The sequence below is a fragment of the Croceicoccus sediminis genome (assembly GCF_007570835.1).
GTDB classification, from domain to species: Bacteria; Pseudomonadota; Alphaproteobacteria; order Sphingomonadales; family Sphingomonadaceae; genus Croceicoccus; species Croceicoccus sediminis.
The window spans coordinates 849,743-865,440 of sequence record NZ_SUNC01000001.1; the positions used below are offsets into that span (position 1 = coordinate 849,743).

18 protein-coding genes are annotated in these 15,698 nt (G+C 63.8%); 2 read left to right on the forward strand and 16 right to left on the reverse strand.

Annotated elements, in window-relative coordinates; genetic code table 11:
• Positions 1–27 precede the first annotated feature (27 nt).
• The 6 genes from FAX90_RS03920 to FAX90_RS03945 all read right to left on the reverse strand — a co-directional run bounded on the left by FAX90_RS03920 (position 28) and on the right by FAX90_RS03945 (position 4,041).
• Complete coding sequence (locus tag FAX90_RS03920; RefSeq protein ID WP_144095703.1) at positions 28–885, reverse strand: hypothetical protein; 858 nt, start codon at positions 883–885, stop codon at positions 28–30.
• Positions 886–916: 31 nt separating this feature from the next.
• Positions 917–1,252, reverse strand: coding sequence for a hypothetical protein (locus tag FAX90_RS03925; RefSeq protein ID WP_144095705.1), 336 nt, complete (start codon positions 1,250–1,252; stop codon positions 917–919).
• Between the two features lie 130 nt (positions 1,253–1,382).
• Complete coding sequence (locus FAX90_RS03930) at positions 1,383–1,955, reverse strand: nucleotidyltransferase family protein (protein WP_144095707.1); 573 nt, start codon at positions 1,953–1,955, stop codon at positions 1,383–1,385.
• 28 nt (positions 1,956–1,983) lie between these two features.
• Positions 1,984–2,733, reverse strand: a complete 750-nt coding sequence (locus FAX90_RS03935) for a molybdopterin-dependent oxidoreductase (RefSeq protein ID WP_144095708.1) — start codon at positions 2,731–2,733, stop codon at positions 1,984–1,986.
• Entirely contained in the window at positions 2,730–3,566 is an 837-nt protein-coding gene (locus tag FAX90_RS03940; RefSeq protein ID WP_144095710.1) for a cytochrome b/b6 domain-containing protein, read from the reverse strand. Before FAX90_RS03940 ends, FAX90_RS03935 begins: the two co-directional genes overlap by 4 nt.
• Complete coding sequence (locus FAX90_RS03945) at positions 3,547–4,041, reverse strand: hypothetical protein (RefSeq protein ID WP_144095713.1); 495 nt, start codon at positions 4,039–4,041, stop codon at positions 3,547–3,549. Before FAX90_RS03945 ends, FAX90_RS03940 begins: the two co-directional genes overlap by 20 nt.
• 209 nt (positions 4,042–4,250) lie before the next feature.
• Here FAX90_RS03945 and FAX90_RS03950 point away from each other — a divergent pair, with 209 nt between their 5' ends.
• Positions 4,251–4,574, forward strand: a complete 324-nt coding sequence (locus FAX90_RS03950; protein ID WP_144095715.1) for a PilZ domain-containing protein — start codon at positions 4,251–4,253, stop codon at positions 4,572–4,574.
• On the opposite strand, the gene FAX90_RS03955 is transcribed toward FAX90_RS03950, so the two are convergent.
• The 8 genes from FAX90_RS03955 to FAX90_RS03990 form a co-directional block, all read right to left on the reverse strand.
• Positions 4,571–4,864, reverse strand: coding sequence for a formate dehydrogenase subunit delta (locus tag FAX90_RS03955; protein WP_240704703.1), 294 nt, complete (start codon positions 4,862–4,864; stop codon positions 4,571–4,573). The two genes, FAX90_RS03950 and FAX90_RS03955, sit on opposite strands and share 4 nt — an antisense overlap.
• Complete coding sequence (gene fdhF, locus FAX90_RS03960) at positions 4,861–7,704, reverse strand: formate dehydrogenase subunit alpha (RefSeq protein ID WP_144095717.1); 2,844 nt, start codon at positions 7,702–7,704, stop codon at positions 4,861–4,863. The genes FAX90_RS03955 and fdhF overlap by 4 nt, the downstream gene beginning before the upstream one ends.
• Positions 7,704–8,519: a formate dehydrogenase accessory sulfurtransferase FdhD gene (fdhD, locus tag FAX90_RS03965; RefSeq protein WP_144095719.1), complete on the reverse strand. Its 816-nt coding sequence runs from the start codon at positions 8,517–8,519 to the stop codon at positions 7,704–7,706. The genes fdhF and fdhD overlap by 1 nt, the downstream gene beginning before the upstream one ends.
• A complete protein-coding gene (locus tag FAX90_RS03970; protein WP_144095721.1) occupies positions 8,516–10,054 on the reverse strand; it encodes an NADH-ubiquinone oxidoreductase-F iron-sulfur binding region domain-containing protein in 1,539 nt (512 codons plus the stop codon). The genes fdhD and FAX90_RS03970 overlap by 4 nt, the downstream gene beginning before the upstream one ends.
• The gene (locus tag FAX90_RS03975) at positions 10,051–10,470 is read right to left on the reverse strand and encodes an NAD(P)H-dependent oxidoreductase subunit E (protein ID WP_240704704.1); all 420 of its coding nucleotides are present in this window, start codon (positions 10,468–10,470) and stop codon (positions 10,051–10,053) included. Before FAX90_RS03975 ends, FAX90_RS03970 begins: the two co-directional genes overlap by 4 nt.
• Before the next feature lie 48 nt (positions 10,471–10,518).
• Positions 10,519–11,358 (reverse strand): S-formylglutathione hydrolase, encoded by an 840-nt coding sequence (fghA, locus tag FAX90_RS03980; RefSeq protein WP_144095726.1) that lies wholly within the window; start codon positions 11,356–11,358, stop codon positions 10,519–10,521.
• Between the two features lie 2 nt (positions 11,359–11,360).
• A complete protein-coding gene (locus tag FAX90_RS03985) occupies positions 11,361–11,744 on the reverse strand; it encodes a VOC family protein (RefSeq protein WP_144095728.1) in 384 nt (127 codons plus the stop codon).
• Between the two features lie 71 nt (positions 11,745–11,815).
• Positions 11,816–12,928 (reverse strand): S-(hydroxymethyl)glutathione dehydrogenase/class III alcohol dehydrogenase, encoded by a 1,113-nt coding sequence (locus tag FAX90_RS03990; protein WP_144095729.1) that lies wholly within the window; start codon positions 12,926–12,928, stop codon positions 11,816–11,818.
• Positions 12,929–13,038: 110 nt separating this feature from the next.
• Between FAX90_RS03990 and FAX90_RS03995 the strand changes: the two genes are divergently transcribed.
• A complete protein-coding gene (locus FAX90_RS03995; RefSeq protein WP_205700613.1) occupies positions 13,039–13,932 on the forward strand; it encodes a LysR family transcriptional regulator in 894 nt (297 codons plus the stop codon).
• A 60-nt stretch (positions 13,933–13,992) separates the two neighbouring features.
• Here FAX90_RS03995 and FAX90_RS04000 read toward each other — a convergent pair whose 3' ends face one another.
• Both FAX90_RS04000 and fahA read right to left on the reverse strand, forming a co-directional pair.
• The gene (locus FAX90_RS04000; RefSeq protein WP_170234853.1) at positions 13,993–14,400 is read right to left on the reverse strand and encodes a glutathione S-transferase N-terminal domain-containing protein; all 408 of its coding nucleotides are present in this window, start codon (positions 14,398–14,400) and stop codon (positions 13,993–13,995) included.
• Positions 14,400–15,689: a fumarylacetoacetase gene (gene fahA, locus FAX90_RS04005; protein WP_144095731.1), complete on the reverse strand. Its 1,290-nt coding sequence runs from the start codon at positions 15,687–15,689 to the stop codon at positions 14,400–14,402. Before fahA ends, FAX90_RS04000 begins: the two co-directional genes overlap by 1 nt.
• Positions 15,690–15,698 lie beyond the last annotated feature (9 nt).

Genomic DNA, 15,698 nt, shown 5'->3' on the forward strand with positions numbered 1-15,698 from the left:
CCCGCCCTTGCCCTCAAGCCTTACGCGTCACCGGCACTTCGTCACCCAATAGGCAGGCGTGCCCGGGCCGGCCGGTTCCATGTACTTTTCGCAGTGCTTGCCGATGGAACCGACCCACGGCGCATCGGCGCGGCGGGCCTGTTCGGCGCGGTCGGCCGCGGCCCGTTGGGCCCAGCGGCTTTCTTCTTGCGCGGTATAGTTCTTCACCCGTAATCGGCGGCGGTATTCGGCATCGACGATGCGCGACGCAGGCGGATTGTACTGCCAGTAACGGTGCGCGATCATTGCCATGATTGCCGCATCGCTGAACCGGATCACGCCCTTGGCTCCGGTTTCGACCACCATCTGACCCAGAAGTTCGCCCATCGCGTTTTCCTTGAACGGGTCTTTCCCGTCGGGAAGCGTATAGACGATGAAGTCCGCGACCGAGCGATAGTCGCCGTTGCGGTTCAGATGATCGCGCAGATAGTCCGCCGTGATGACCTTGGCCGGACCGGACGACGCTGGCTGCGGTGCGGGTGCGGGTGCGGGCGTGCGTGCCTTTTCAAGGTAGATCGCGGTACATTCATCCGCTGCCCCCTCGACATAGGAATAGAACGCATCCTGCCCGTGCGTATCCCGATATTCGTGCCAAGTGCGCTTCATTTCGGCCGTCACCTCTTCATCGGTGAAGCTGGAAAGGCGAAGCCGTGCTTCGTAATCGATGGCGATGGTGTCAGGATCGACGGCATAGGGAACGCCGGTCGTCTCGGTCATCAGCATCAGCGCCATATTGCATTCGAGCACGGTGACAAGCGTTGCCAGCTCCTCGTCCCGGTCGTTTGCCGCAAGAGGCTGACCGATCACGACCGCAAGGGCGGCAGCGGCGGCGATACGGCGTTTCATCGGCACATATCCGGCCCGAATCACAAAGCGGTCAGAGCTGCTGGTCACAATCCTGTGCGCGGGCGATCATGCGTTTGTAGGTCCAGTCCGCGCCCATCTTCTTGGCGCTGCGTTCGTACTTCGCCTTGGCCTGGTGCAGGAAGGGCAGCGGGTCGATACCGGCCTTCTGGCTGACTTCGGCAAGGACCGACTGCCATTGCTCGCTGCCATAACGGATGCCCGCTTTTTCGGCGCCGACCTCGTGGACGACGTATGCGCATTCGGACAGAAGCTCGACCAGCTTTTCCGGTTTCATGTCCTCTGCCTGCGCGGCGCACGGCATGGCAACCAGTGAAAGGGCGAGCGATGCGCCGACAAATTTGTTCATTCCGGTAATCCCCCATCGGTCGTCGGGCAGCAGCACCGCCCCCCTGTCGGCACCGGCAGTCCGCACGCAAAAATCCCGCGCACAGAAAAGCCGCCGGGACACCCAAGGATCAAGTTACAAAGGCGGTAATTTACCGAGCGTCAGGACAAACCGGATCGATTTCGAGCCACGGCCAGCGTTCGCGATAGCTTTCCGCCTTCTTTGCGAACAGGTCCGGTTTGTAGTTCACCGGATTGGGGCGCAGCAGCCCGCGCGCAGTCTCTTCAAGTCCGTATGGCGCGAACAGTTCGCCGCCGGGCACCGCGATCCCGATGCAGGTGCACGGGATCAGGTACCGCTCGATCGCCTCTTTCGAAGAGGCCAGCGGCGGGTATTCCCCGCCGAAACGGTCGGCGTACCACAAGTGGACCCGCGCCTGATTGCGCACTTCCACCTTTACCCCAATGTCGCGCGTTTCGGCATCGACCTTGCGGATCACCTTGTCCTCCGCCTCGTAACTGAGATCGCTGTCGTCGAAGTAGAACACGTCGTAATCGGCGATACCCCAGTGCGGATCGCGGCCCGACCTCACGTTCCAGACGGTCTGGAACAGGCAACCCGCCGTCAGGTAACATTGGGGCAGGCCTATCTCCCCCAGTCGGTCCAGCAGCACGCGATTCACGCGGTTGCGCAGGGCAAGGTCCAGAAATTCGGCAGGGGTCACTGCGCTTCTTCCGTCGATCCCGCCGGGCCTAGATACCGGCCCACCACTGGTATCCGGCTCGATCTTCCCAATAACCGCCCTTCCCGCCCGCGATGGTGCGAAAATCCTCGATCACCTCGATGCCGGTCACATATTTGGCGTGCTTGTAACCGAGCTGGCGCTCCACCCTCAGGCGCAAGGGTGCGCCGTGGCGTTCGGGCAAAGGCTGCCCGTTCATGCGCCAGGCCATGATCGTTTGCGGATGCATCGCCTCGATCATGTCGATCGATTCGTAATAGGGCGTATCCCCGAAACTGTCGGCACAGCGGAACAGCACGTAACGCGCCTTCTCGCTGATCCGCGCAAGGGTCAGCAGGTGCGACAGCCGCGTTCCGGTCCACTGCCCGATCGCGCTCCACCCCTCGACACAGTCGTGCCGCGTAATCTGGGTGCGCGTGGGCATGGCCTGCATGTCTGCGATGGACAGCGACAGCGGCCGCGCGACCATGCCGCCCACCGTCAGCCGCCAATCGGCAAAGCCGTTCGCCAGGTGTCGCCGATATTCGGGCGTATCCACCGTGCGCGAACCGTTGGCGCGGAAATCGGGGCTGCGGTCCTCGGGCGCATATTCGCGGGCCAGTGCGTCGGGGCCTGTCACCAGCCGCTGCGCATCGCGCGTGAACAGGTCGAGCGAGGAGGCCAGCCGATCCGCCGGTTCGGTCTCCAGTATCTTCTGGCACCCGCCCAGCGCGATCCCCGCGCCCAGCCCCGCGATCAGCTTGCGGCGTCCGATAATCATGCCGCATCTCCCTTCTCTGCCGGCAGGCGGAACCGGCCCGTGATCATCGACCGGATTTCGTTCACCGGCCCCGCGACAACGACCATGACAAGGTGGACGACGATAAACGCGACCAGCAGGAACGCGGCGATGAAATGCACCGATCGCGCCGACTGTCGCCCGCCGAACAGGTCGAGTATCCAGCCCCAGCTGCTGTTCATCATCGGGCTCATCCCCAGCCCCGTCAGCACCATCACCGGCAGGATCACGAACAGGACCGACAGGTAGGCCAGTTTCTGCAGCGGGTTGTACCTTGCCGCCGCCTCTCCGCGCGGCAGGCGCAGGCGGGCATGGTTCTTGATGTCCTGCCACAAGTGGCCGGGCGTGATTTCCGTTTGGCGTGGCACGAGATCGCGACAGACATGCCGGTTGACCAGCGACCACAACAGGTAAAGCACGCCCGCGATTGCCAGCATCCACGCGCCAAGGAAGTGATACTTTCGCCCTTCGGAAAGGCTGTAGTGCGACGGCAGGGTCATCCAGTGCGGAAAGGCCCGCGTACTCGTGCGTCCGTCCTTTTCCCACACGCCCAGCACGCCCGTCGTCTCGACCGTCAGCGAACCGATGCGCAGGAACCCGTCACCCCCGCGCGTCGCGCCGATACGCAGCCACGCATAGTCCGGATTTGCCCCGTACTGCCCCCAATAGAGGCGCGGATGCGCGTTGAAGATCGTCAACCCGCTCATCAGCAGAGTAAAAACGGCAACGACGTTCAGCCAGTGCCACGCCCGTGTCGACAGGCGATGACGTTTGACCGTGCGGGGCAGCGAGCCCTTATCCGGCGATGATTTCAAGTCGGTAATCGGCAGTCTCCTCGCGCCGCGCGGCGCTACGCATCATATAGACCCTTATGCGGTAGTCCCCTGCCAATTCGGTCATACCTTCATATTGGTTACCCGATGTCGAACCGACGAAGAAGGCGACGTCCTCCTCCCCCGGAGCGATCAGGTTGAAATAGGTCGCGGTATGCTGCGTCGCCATCGAAACGTTGAGCGGCACCCCTGCCGGAAGTTTCAGGACGTAGTCTACTGTCTCGTAACCGGTGATCGAATCGGCGATCGTGATCGCGTTCTCCCCGTCCGCGAATTCGACCCGTTCGATCGGGATGTCGGCAACCTGCTGCGCCGGGACATAGTCGGCGTCGGCAGCCTTGGTTTCGGCAGGCGCCGGGTCTTCGGCCTGTGTGGCAACTGCGGCCGGTTCGTCGGACGCGGAACAGCCCGAAAGCGCGAAAGTCGCACAGGCCGTGACCATTACGAATTTAAGCATGACGGCCCCCTTTTCCATCATGGCTGACGCGGGCACGGTGCCCGCGCGGCAGCTAGGGGCACAGTGCATCACGGACATGGCCATCGCAAGACACTGCCCGAAACCCTGTCAGACCATGTGCGAATTTGCGCAAAATCGCCCCTGTTTGTGCAATAATGGATCGCTCCGAAGGGACGAATCATTAAACCGGGGCGAGGTATAAGTGGGGCATGACTTTACGCCACGATCATCGTTCACGGGTCAGGATACCCGCCGGATACCGGACCGACGAAGGTGCCGAGTTCGCAACATCGGTCATCGACATTTCCGAAACCGGATGCCGCCTGCGTAGCGGGGTCGAACCGCTTTCCCCCGGCAAGGGCCTGTCGATCGCGATCGGCAACCTTGCTCCGGTCTCGGCGTGGGTACGCTGGCAGTACGGGTCGTTCTGCGGCCTGTCCTTCACTCGCCCGCTGCACAGCGCGCTGCTGGAACATCTCGAACACGCCCATGCTCGCGGGGCGCTTCAAAAGCCGGGGCAGGCAAGGCCCTAGCCCGCGTCGGAACGGCCGCCTTCGTCGACGTCATTGAACACGGTTGCCCGCGTCTGCGGCGCAGGTTCCCCGTATTGGCGCAGGATTACGAAAGCACGCGCGGCAATTTCCGACAGGTCGGCTTCGTCGCCCGAAATAGCCGCCTTCATCCGCGGGTCCCAGAACTGTACGATGTGATCGGCAGTCGCCGCAGCAGCGGCCTCGTGGTCCAGCGCGCAGAAATTGCGCGCAATCTGGTTCGCCATGTAGATCAGGCGGGCCTTGGTATCGGACCGGTGCGTCTCGCTCATTCCGCAGCCTCGTGACTGATGCGGCGGGAACGTTCGGACAGGTCGGCGTAGTTTTCCTGCCAGTCGGTCGGCCCGTTCGACGCGGTGACCTGCACCGCGGTCACCTTGTATTCGGGACAGTTCGTGGCCCAGTCGGAGAAGTCCGTGGTGACGACATTCGCCTGCGTTTCCGGGTGGTGGAACGTGGTATAGACCACGCCCGGCGCAACGCGGTCCGTCACCTTGATGCGAAGCGTGGTTTCACCCTTGCGGCTGGCCAGCTTTACCCAGTCACCTTCGTTCAGCCCGCGATTTTCCGCGTCTGTGGGATGCATTTCCAGCAGGTCTTCCGGATGCCACGCGGTATTGGCGGTGCGCCGCGTCTGCGCACCGACGTTGTAGTGGGACAGGATGCGACCCGTCGTCAGCAGGAGCGGGAAACGCGGGCCGGTTTTTTCATCGGTCGGCACATATTCGGTGACGACGAAATGCCCCTTGCCGCGCACGAAGCCATCGACATGCATGACCGGCGCGCCATCGGGGTTGGCCTCGTTGACCGGCCATTGCAGCGAACCTTCATCGCACAAACGTTCCCAGGTCACGCCCGCGAAAGTCGGCGTCAGGCGAGCGATCTCGGCCAGGATCTCGCTGGGGTGGCCATAGTCCCAGCCCAGCCCCATCGCGTTCGCCAGAAGCTGCGTGACCTGCCAGTCCTCGTACCCGTTCGCAGGGTCCATGACGCGGCGGACGGGCTGAATCCGGCGTTCTGCATTGGTGAACGTGCCGTCCTTTTCGAGGAACGTGCTACCCGGCAGGAAAACGTGCGCGTAGTTCGCGGTCTCGTTCAAAAACAGGTCGTGGACGATAACAAGGTCCATCGCCTCCAGCCCCGCGGCGACATGCTTGGTATCGGGGTCGGATTGAAGAATGTCCTCGCCCTGTATGTAGATCGCGCGGAAGGTGCCATCGACCGCAGCGTCGAGCATGTTGTTGATGCGCAGGCCCGGCTCTGCATCCAGCGTCACGCCCCAGTCGCTTTCGAACAGGGCGCGGGTTTCGGCATCGGAAATATGCCGATAACCCGACAATTCGTGCGGGAAAGACCCCATGTCGCAGGCGCCCTGCACGTTGTTCTGCCCGCGCAAGGGGTTCACGCCCACGCCGGGGCGGCCGATATTGCCGGTTGCCATGGCAAGGTTGGCGATGGCCATGACCGTGCTCGACCCTTGCGAGTGCTCGGTCACGCCAAGGCCGTAATAGATCGCCCCGTTACCGCCAGTGGCGAACAGCCGCGCCGCAGCGCGCAAGTCCTCTGCCGGGACGCGGGTGACGGGCTCCAGCCGCTCGGGGCTGTGGCTCTCGTCCGCAACGAAGCGGGCCCAGTCCTCGAACGCATCGATCTCGCAGCGTTCCTGCACAAATTGCGCATCGACCAGCCCCTCGGTCACGATCACGTGCGCCATCGCGGTCAGCACCGCAACGTTGGTGCCGGGTTGCAGCGGCAGGTGATGTTCCGCCTCGATATGGGGCGAGCGGACAAGGTCGATCCGGCGCGGATCGATCACGATCAGCTTGGCCCCTTCGCGCAGGCGCCGCTTCATGCGGCTGGCGAAAACAGGGTGTGCGTCGGTCGGGTTCGCACCGATGACAAGGATGACGTCGCTGTGCTCGACACTGTCGAAGTCCTGCGTCCCCGCGCTCGTCCCGAACGTGGTTTTCAGGCCGTAGCCGGTGGGCGAATGGCACACCCGCGCGCAAGTATCGACGTTGTTCGATCCGAACCCGCCGCGAACCAGTTTCTGGACGAGGAACGTCTCCTCGTTCGTGCAGCGGCTGGACGTGATGCCGCCCAGCGCCCGTGCGCCGTGCTGTGCGCGGATGTCCTGCAGACGACCGGCGGTATGGCTGATCGCCTCGGCCCAGCTGACTTCGCGCCATGGCTCGTCGATGGAATCGCGGATCATCGGGGTGGTGATCCGGTCCTTGTGGTTGGCATAGCCCCAGGCAAAGCGGCCCTTCACGCAGGAATGGCCGCGGTTCGCCTTGCCTTCCTTCCACGGCACCATGCGCACCAGTTGTTCACCGCGCATTTCCGCGCGGAAGGTGCAGCCGACACCGCAATAGGCACATGTCGTGACGACGGAACGTTCAGGCTTGCCGTGTTCCTTCACGCTCTTTTCCATGAGCGCGCTGGTCGGGCAGGCTTGCACACAGGCGCCGCAGGATACGCATTCGCTGGACAGGAAATCGTCCTCTTGCGTGCCCGCGCTGATCTTCGATGCAAAACCGCGCCCGTCGACCGTCAGGGCCAGCGTGCCCTGCACCTCGTCACACGCCCGCACGCAGCGCGAACAGACGATGCACTTGTCCGGCGCGAAGAGGAAATAGGGGTTCGACAGGTCAGGCGCCTGCCCAAGGTGGTGCGCGCCGTCATAGCCATAGCGCACATCGCGCAGCCCCACGTCGGCCGCCGCGTCCTGAAGCTCGCAATCGTTGTTGGCGCTGCACGTCAGGCAGTCCAGCGGGTGGTCGGAGATGTAAAGCTCCATCACGCCGCGCCGCAGTTTTTCCAGCCGCGGGGTCTGTGTTTTGACTACCATCCCGTCAGTGACCGGCGTGGTGCACGATGCGGGCGTGCCGCGCATCCCTTCGACTTCGACCAGGCAGAGGCGGCAGGAGCCGAAGCTTTTCACCATGTCGGTCGCGCACAGTTTCGGAATGTCGCCGCCGATCTCGGCCGCCGCGCGCATAACGCTGGTGCCTTCGGGCACGGTAACATCGCGCCCGTCGATGGAGAGCGTGACGGTCTTGTCGCTACGGACTTCTGGCGTGCCGAAGTCGGGCTGTTTCGCGTATCCCATCAGGCCTCTCCCTCAAGCTGCAGAATGCCCTGCGGATCGCCGAAAACAAGCGCGGAATCGCGCCGCGCCAGCGCGACCAGCGCAAGGCCGGATTGCGCCGCACGGTCGACCGCAAGGCTGGTCGGTGCCGATATGGTGACAAGCAGCGGGCAGCCCGCTCGCACCGTTTTTTCAACCAGTTCGAAACTGCACCGCGCCGACAGCAGGATGAACCCCTCGCCCGCATCGCGCCCTTCGCGCGCCATCGCGCCGATCAATTTGTCGAGCGCGTTGTGCCGCCCGACGTCTTCGGCGGCGAGGATGATCGTGCCGTCCGGCGCGCAGAAGGCGGCAACATGCATGGCCCCGGTACGCAGGCCCATCGGCTGGTGATGGTGCAACCGGCGTAGCGCATCGGCGATGGCTTCGCGGGTCGTTTCGATCCGGGCGGTGATGCGCGGCATCGGGCGCAGAACTTCGGCGATGTTGTCCATGCCGCAAAGCCCGCAGCTCGATTCCGAAACGCGGGTGCGCGCCCGTGCAATCACCGGCTCCATCGCCTCTGGCGGAAGCGCGATACGCACGATCCAGCCATCGACAGTTTCGTGGACGTCGATCGCCTCGATCTTCGATGCCGCATCGACCAGCCCTTCGGACAGGGTGAACCCGCGCGCAAAATCTTCCAGACGGTCGGGCGTTGCCATCATCACGGCATAGCCCAGCCCGTTGTATTCGATGGCGACCGGCGTTTCGATGGCCAGCGGGCGGACAAGTTCATCGTCGCCCGCCTGTTCCAGACCCAGCCGCCGGACGCGTGCCTGTTCGGTGCCGATCATGCCGCGACCGTTTGTTTCGAAAGGCCGAAATCCTCGGGCCAGTGGCGCAGCGCGGAAAGCACCGGATAGGGCGTGAAGCCGCCCAGCGCGCAGAGCGATCCGAACTTCATCGTCTCGCACAGGTCTTCCAGCAAGGCGACCTGCTCCTCAAGGCTGCGCTCTGCCACGCGGACATTGTGCATCTGGGGCAGCTTTTCGACCGCATCGGCGCTGCGCCCACCGGCCAGGATCCGTTCGATGATCTCCATGCCGCGCACCGATCCGATGCGGCACGGCGTGCATTTGCCGCACGATTCCGCCGCGCAGAACTTCATCGCGAAACGCGCCAGCGATGCCATGTCCCCCGTGTCATCGAACACCACGATGCCGCCATGGCCGATCAGCGCGTCGGCAGCGGTATAGGTTTCGTAATCGAAGGCGATGTCGAACTGGTCGGGATGAATATAGGCGCCCAGCGGCCCGCCGACCTGCACGGCCTTGACCGGGCGGCCGGAAGCAGTGCCGCCGCCGATATCATAGACCAGTTCGCGCAAGGTGACGCCGAACGCGGTTTCATAAAGCCCGCCATACTTCACGTTGCCCGCGATCTGGATCGGCATCGTGCCCTTGGACCGGCCCATGCCGAGGTTTTCATAACGCACCGCCCCGCCCGCGGTCAGGATGTGCGGCACGGCGGCAAGCGTCAGGACGTTATTCACCACCGTCGGGCACCCGAACAGGCCCTTCAACGCGGGCAGAGGCGGCTTGGCGCGCACTTCGCCGCGCTTGCCCTCGAGGCTGTTCAAGAGCGACGTTTCCTCGCCGCAGACGTAGGCGCCCGCGCCCACGCGCACTTCCATGCGGAACGGGGCGATGCGCGGCGCGGCAAGCTCAATCGCGGCGTTCAGCTTGGCGATGGCGTCGGGATATTCGCTGCGCAAGTAGACATAGCCCTGCCCCGCCCCGACGGCATGACCACAGATCGCCATGCCCTCGATCAGGGCGAAGGGATCGCCTTCCATGACCATGCGGTCTGCAAACGTGCCGCTGTCGCCTTCGTCGGCGTTGCAGACGACGTATTTGCGCGAACCTTCCGCTTTCGCCACCGTCTGCCACTTGATGCCGGCGGGAAAACCCGCCCCGCCGCGACCGCGAAGCCGCGACTGGACCATTTCGGCCAGCACCCGTTCGCTACCGATGGCGCGGGCACGGTCGAGCCCTGCCCAGCCGCCGGTTTCGGCATAATCGTCAAGGCTCAAGGGTCGGGTCCGCCCAGCGCGCGCGAAAGTCAGGCGCTGCTGGCTGGCGATGAAAGGGTGCGCCGCGACCGGGCCGATGCAGATGTCGTCCGCGCCGCCCCCGGCGATTTCGGCCACGCGATCGGCGGATACGGGGCCCCAGCCGACGCCATTGATCTCAACCAGCGGCTCCAGCCAGTGCATGCCCCAGCTCGACACGCGTTCGACCGTCCAGCCGAGCTTTTCGAAAGCGTCGACCACGCGGTCCGCCCCGCAGGCGCGGGCGACGGCATCGTCGGATATGCGAACCGTGTTCATGCCCGTTCCACCAGTTTGGTCAGCGCGCCTTCATCCAGCCGCGCGTGAAGATCGTCGCCGATCCGGGCATTGGGTCCGACGCTGCAAAGGCCAAGGCAATAGACTGTCTCGACCCTCACCCGGTCACCCGCCGCGGCGGTCACGGCGGGCATCATCCCCTCGATCCCGCGAGCCTGGCAGGCCTCTGCGCGGCAGACCTGCACCACGGGGCGCGGGTCGGGTTTCGCCTTGAAGTCGTGATAGAAGCTGACGACCCCGTGCACTTCGGCGCGGGTCAGGTTCAGGAGATGCGCGATGCGGGTTTCCGCCTCCGCGTCGATCGCGCCAAGCGCGGCCTGCACGTCATGCAGGACAGGAAGCAGCGCGCCTTCGCGCCCGGCATGCCGGGCGACGATCTCGTCTATGGTCTTCGTCAACTGACTCACTCCAACGTCAGCATATACCATGCCGGCCCGGCCGTCGCCCTATGCCTTCAATCGTTCGGCATGCCACGCGACGTGTTCGGCCATGAAGGTCGAGATGAAATAGTAGGAGTGGTCATAGCCTTCCTGCAAGCGGATCGTCGCCGTCATCCCCGCTTCACCGACCGCCTTTTCAAGCAGTCCGGTCTTGAGCTGTTCTTCAAAGAAGTTGTCGGCCAGCCCTTGGTCGACAAGCAAGTCGGGCAAGCGCGCACCGTCTTCGATCAGGGCGCAGGCATCGTATTCGCGCCATGCCGCCTTGTCGGAACCGACATAGCCGGTCAGCGCCTTTTCGCCCCATGGGCAGTTCAGCGGGCTGACAATCGGGGCAAAGGCGCTGGTCGAACAAAACCGCCCCGGATTGCGCAGCGAAATAGTCAGCGCGCCGTGACCGCCCATCGAATGGCCGGTAATGCCCTGCCGCTCCATATCGGCCGCGAAGTTCGCGGCGACGAGTTCGGGAAGCTCTTTCTCGATATAGGAGCGCATCTGGAAATGCTTCGCCCAGGGCTCTTCGGTCGCATCGACGTAGAAGCCCGCACCCTTGCCGAAATCATACCCTTCGTCATCGGGCACGTCGTCGCCGCGCGGGCTGGTATCGGGCGCGACGAAGATGATGCCGTGCTTTGCACAGGCCGCACGGTACTCGCCCTTTTCCGTCACGTTGGCATGGGTGCAGGTCAGCCCCGAAAGATACCAGAGAACCGGCAGCTTTTCGTCCGGCGCATGGTCCGGCACGAATACGGAAAAGGTCATTTCGGTCCCGGTGGCGGCAGAGACGTGCTTGTACACGCCCTGCACGCCGCCGTGGGCCTTGTTCGTCGAAACGGTTTCGATCGTCATTGTCATCCCATGAATTTCAGCGCGCACAGCTTGTTGCCGGAGGGGTCGCGGACATAGGCGAGGAACAGTTCGCCCACCGCCTTGGTGCGAACGCCGGGGGCTTCCTCGATCCCGGTGCCGCCATTGGCGCAGGCGGTTTCGTACCACTTGCGGCCCATGTCCTCGTCCGCGACCTTGAAGCCGATGGTCATGCCGTTGCCCGGCGTCGCTTCCTTACCGTCCAGCGGTTCGCCTACGATCAGCATCGCGCCGTCGTGGCTGTAGATGTAGCGATTGCGTTCGGCATCGTAGGTCCCCGGACCCGCACCCAGCGTTGCCATGAGCGCATCGTAGAACTTGCGCGATTCTTCGACATCGTTGGCGCCGAGGTGGACGTGACTGAACATGATCGCTCTCCTTTGGTTTCTTCGATCTGCCGGCAGCTAAGCCCACCGACAGATCGAATACCACCAATACTTTAGAACACGACGACCGATCGGATCGACTTGCCCTCGTGCATCAGGTCGAAGGCGGTGTTGATCTCTTCCAGGCCCATGACGTGGGTGATCATCGGATCGATTTCGATCTTGCCGGTCATGTACATGTCCACGATCTTGGGAACGTCGGTGCGGCCCTTGGCCCCGCCGAACGCCGTACCGCGCCAGTTGCGGCCCGTGACCAGCTGGAACGGACGGGTCTCGATGGTCTTGCCCGCTTCGGCGACGCCGATGATGATGCTGGTGCCCCAACCCTTGTGACACGCCTCGAGCGCGGTGCGCATGACTTCGGTGTTGCCGGTGGCGTCGAAGGTGTAATCGGCACCGCCGTCAGTCATCATCACGATTTTCGCGATGGTGTCCTCGCGGCTCATGCCCTTGGTGTTGAGGAAGTCGGTCATGCCGAACTTGCGCCCCCATTCCTCACGGTCAGGGTTGATGTCCACGCCGATGATCTTGTTCGCACCGGCCAGCCGCGCACCCTGAATGACGTTAAGGCCGATACCGCCCAGGCCGAAGACGACGACGTTGTCGCCAACCTGGACCTTGGCCGTGTTGGTCACCGCACCCACGCCCGTCGTGACACCGCAACCGATGTAGCAGCTGGTCTTGAACGGCGCGTCCTTGCGGATTTTGGCGACCGCGATTTCGGGCAGCACGGTGAAGTTCGAAAAGGTCGAGCAACCCATGTAGTGGAAGATCGTCTCGCCCTTGTAGGAAAAGCGGCTGGTGCCATCGGGCATCACGCCCTTGCCCTGCGTTTCGCGGATCGCGCTGCACAGGTTGGTCTTGCCCGACAGGCACATTTTGCACTGCCGGCATTCGGGCGTGTAGAGCGGGATGACGTGATCGTCGGGCTTCACGCTCGTCACGCCGGGGCCTACTTCGCGCACGATGCCTGCGCCTTCGTGGCCGAGGATCGAGGGGAAGATGCCTTCGCTGTCAAACCCGTCGAGGGTGTAGGCGTCGGTATGGCAGATGCCGGTCGCCATAATCTCGACCAGGACTTCGCCTTCCTTGGGGCCTTCAAGATCGACTTCGACGATTTCGAGCGGCTTTTTCGCCTCGAAGGCGACGGCGGCGCGGGTTTTCATTTCGATTTGCTCCTTGATCGCGTGAATTGCTTTGACGACGCTCTAGCAATAGCACCATCCGGTGATAAACAGCGATTTTGGCAAAGCATTATCACTGTGAGGCAATAATCATGATCGGCGGTTGGGACGGGATCGAGGAATTCGTCGCCGTGGCGCGCGCGGGATCGTTCACAGCCGGCGCGCGGGCTTTCGGCGCCTCGGTCACGCATATGAGCCGCGCCGTCGCCCGGCTGGAAGCGCGGCTGGAAACGCAGCTTTTCAACCGGACCACCCGATCGCTTTTCCTGACCGACACGGGGCGCATCTTCATCGAACAGTGCCAGCGACTGGTGGACGAGCGCGAGGAGGCCATTGCCGCCATCGCATCGCAGGACCAGCCGCGCGGGGCGCTGCGCCTCACCTGCTCCTATTCGCTGGGCGAACGGTTCGTCGCCCCGCTCGTGCGTGAATTCGCGCAGGAGCACCCGGCGCTCGTCGTCACGCTCGATCTCGACAACGACGTGGTCGATATCGTCAGTCGCGGCTACGACCTTGCCGTGCGCACCGGGCATCTGGAAGACTCGCGCCTGATAGCCACCCGCGTGGCGCAGCGCGAGCTGGTGACGGTCGCCTCGCGCCACTACCTTTCGTCACACGGGGAACCGCGCGAGATCGGGGAACTGACCGCGCACGACTGCCTTGTCGGATCATCGTCGCAGTGGCACTTCCGGCGCGGCCAGACCTACCGCCCGCGCGGGCGCTGGAACTGCAACAGCGGGACCACCGTGCTCGAGGCCTGCCTTGCCGGAATGGGCGTGTGCCAGTTGCCCGCCTTCTACGTGCGCGAACATCTGGCCGCGGGGCGATTACAGGAAGTTCTGGAAGACGAACGGCCGGAGGACGAGCCGATCTGGGCGATCTATCCCACGCGGCGGCATCTTTCGCCCAAGGTCAGCGGACTGGTCACGCTGCTGCGCGCCAAGATGCAGGACAGGCTGGAAGCGGCCAAGTTCCAGTACGCCTAATCGGAGTCGGGCTGCCGGTCGGGATGCGCCGCCGCGATGGCGGGATGCAGCGCCGCCTTTTCATAAGCCGCCAGCAGGTTCGGATAGGTGGACAGGTCCGATCCGAACCGCTGCGCCGATTAGACTTGCGGCACGAGATAGCAGTCCACCAGCGTTGGCATATCGCCGTAGGCATAGCCCGCGCCATACTGCGCGATCATTGGCGTCCCTGGGCAGCAGCGGCGGTTCGGGATGCGTCTCTTCCATCCATTCGAGGATCGCCACGCTTTGCGGCAGGGCAACGCCCTCTCCGATCTCAAGCGCGGGCACCAACCCTTGAGGGGCAAGCGCGGTGTAGCTCGCCGTCTCATGCTCGCCCTTGCGCAAATCGTGCGTGATCTGCGCGTATTTCAGCCCTTTGAGGTTCAGCGCGATCCGCGTGCGATAGCTGGTGCCCGATCGCCAACAGCCATGCAGCGTGAGCGGCATCAGCCGACGACCCGGCCCCGGCACTCGCCAAACCCGATGGTGCGTGCGCCGTCTGCCTCGCCATGGGCACGCATGATGATCTCGTCCCCATCTTCAAGGAACGTGCGGGTTTCGCCATTGGGCAGTTCGATCGGCGTCTTGCCGCCGCCAGACAGTTCGATCAGCGAACCGAAACTCGAAGCATCCGGCCCCGACAGCGTGCCCGTGCCCAGAAGGTCGCCCGGTTGAAGGTTGCAGCCGTTCACCGTGTGGTGCGCGACAAGCTGCGCCGCGGTCCAGTACATGGCGGTCATCGGCCCCTTGCTGAGGCGGTGCGGCTCCTGCCCCGCCTCGCGCATCTTCGCGGTGGAAAGGAACACTTCCATCGAGATCGCATAGGCACCCGACTTCTGATCGCCATCATCCCAAAGGTAATCGAGCGGTTTGGGATCGCCTTCGGGCCGCTCCGGCTGTGCCGTTCGGAAGGGGGCAAGCGCCGCGCTCGTCACGATCCATGGCGACACGGTCGACAGGAAGTTCTTGGCAAGGAACGGCCCCAGCGGCTGGTACTCCCATGCCTGAAGGTCGCGCGCCGACCAGTCGTTCAGGATCGACAGACCCGCGATATGGCTTCCCGCCTCACCAATGGTGACCGGCTTGCCCAGGTCGTTCGACCCGCTGGTCCAGATCGCCATCTCCATTTCGTAATCCAGACGCGCGCTGGGCTGGAACGGCGGGGTTTCGCCGTCCGCAGGCTTCGTCTGGCCCGACGGACGGATGACGTCCGCGCCGCTTGCCCGGATGGAGGAACTCCGCCCGTGATAGCCGATGGGCACATATTTGTAGTTCGGCAAGAGCGGATTGTCGGGCCGGAACAGCGCGCCGATGTTCTTGGCGTGCTCGATCCCGGTGAAGAAATCGGTGTAGTCGCCGACATGGAACGGCACGAACAAGTCGCACTCGTCCGCCGCGAACAGCATCTTGCCCGCCTCTGCGGCCTTACCCTCGTCCGTCAGGAGTTCGAACAGGCCCAGCCGCAGCGCGTCGGCCATTTCGTTGCCATCTGCGAACAGCGCGTTGAGCGAAGTCGCATCGGCCAGCTTCGCCGCCTCTGCCGCCTTGCCGGAAAGCAGGCCTGCCGCACCGCGCAGGCACAGCACCTTGCTGCCGATCGCGACACCGCCGCGCCGGTCCCGCTCTCCCTTGGGCGAGAAAATGCCGAGCGGCAGGTTCTGAACCGGGAATTCGGGATGGTCGTTGACGTCTGCGACCCAGCTCCTGGCATGGGCGTCGTGAGTATGGTCGAGCATTTGTTTCCT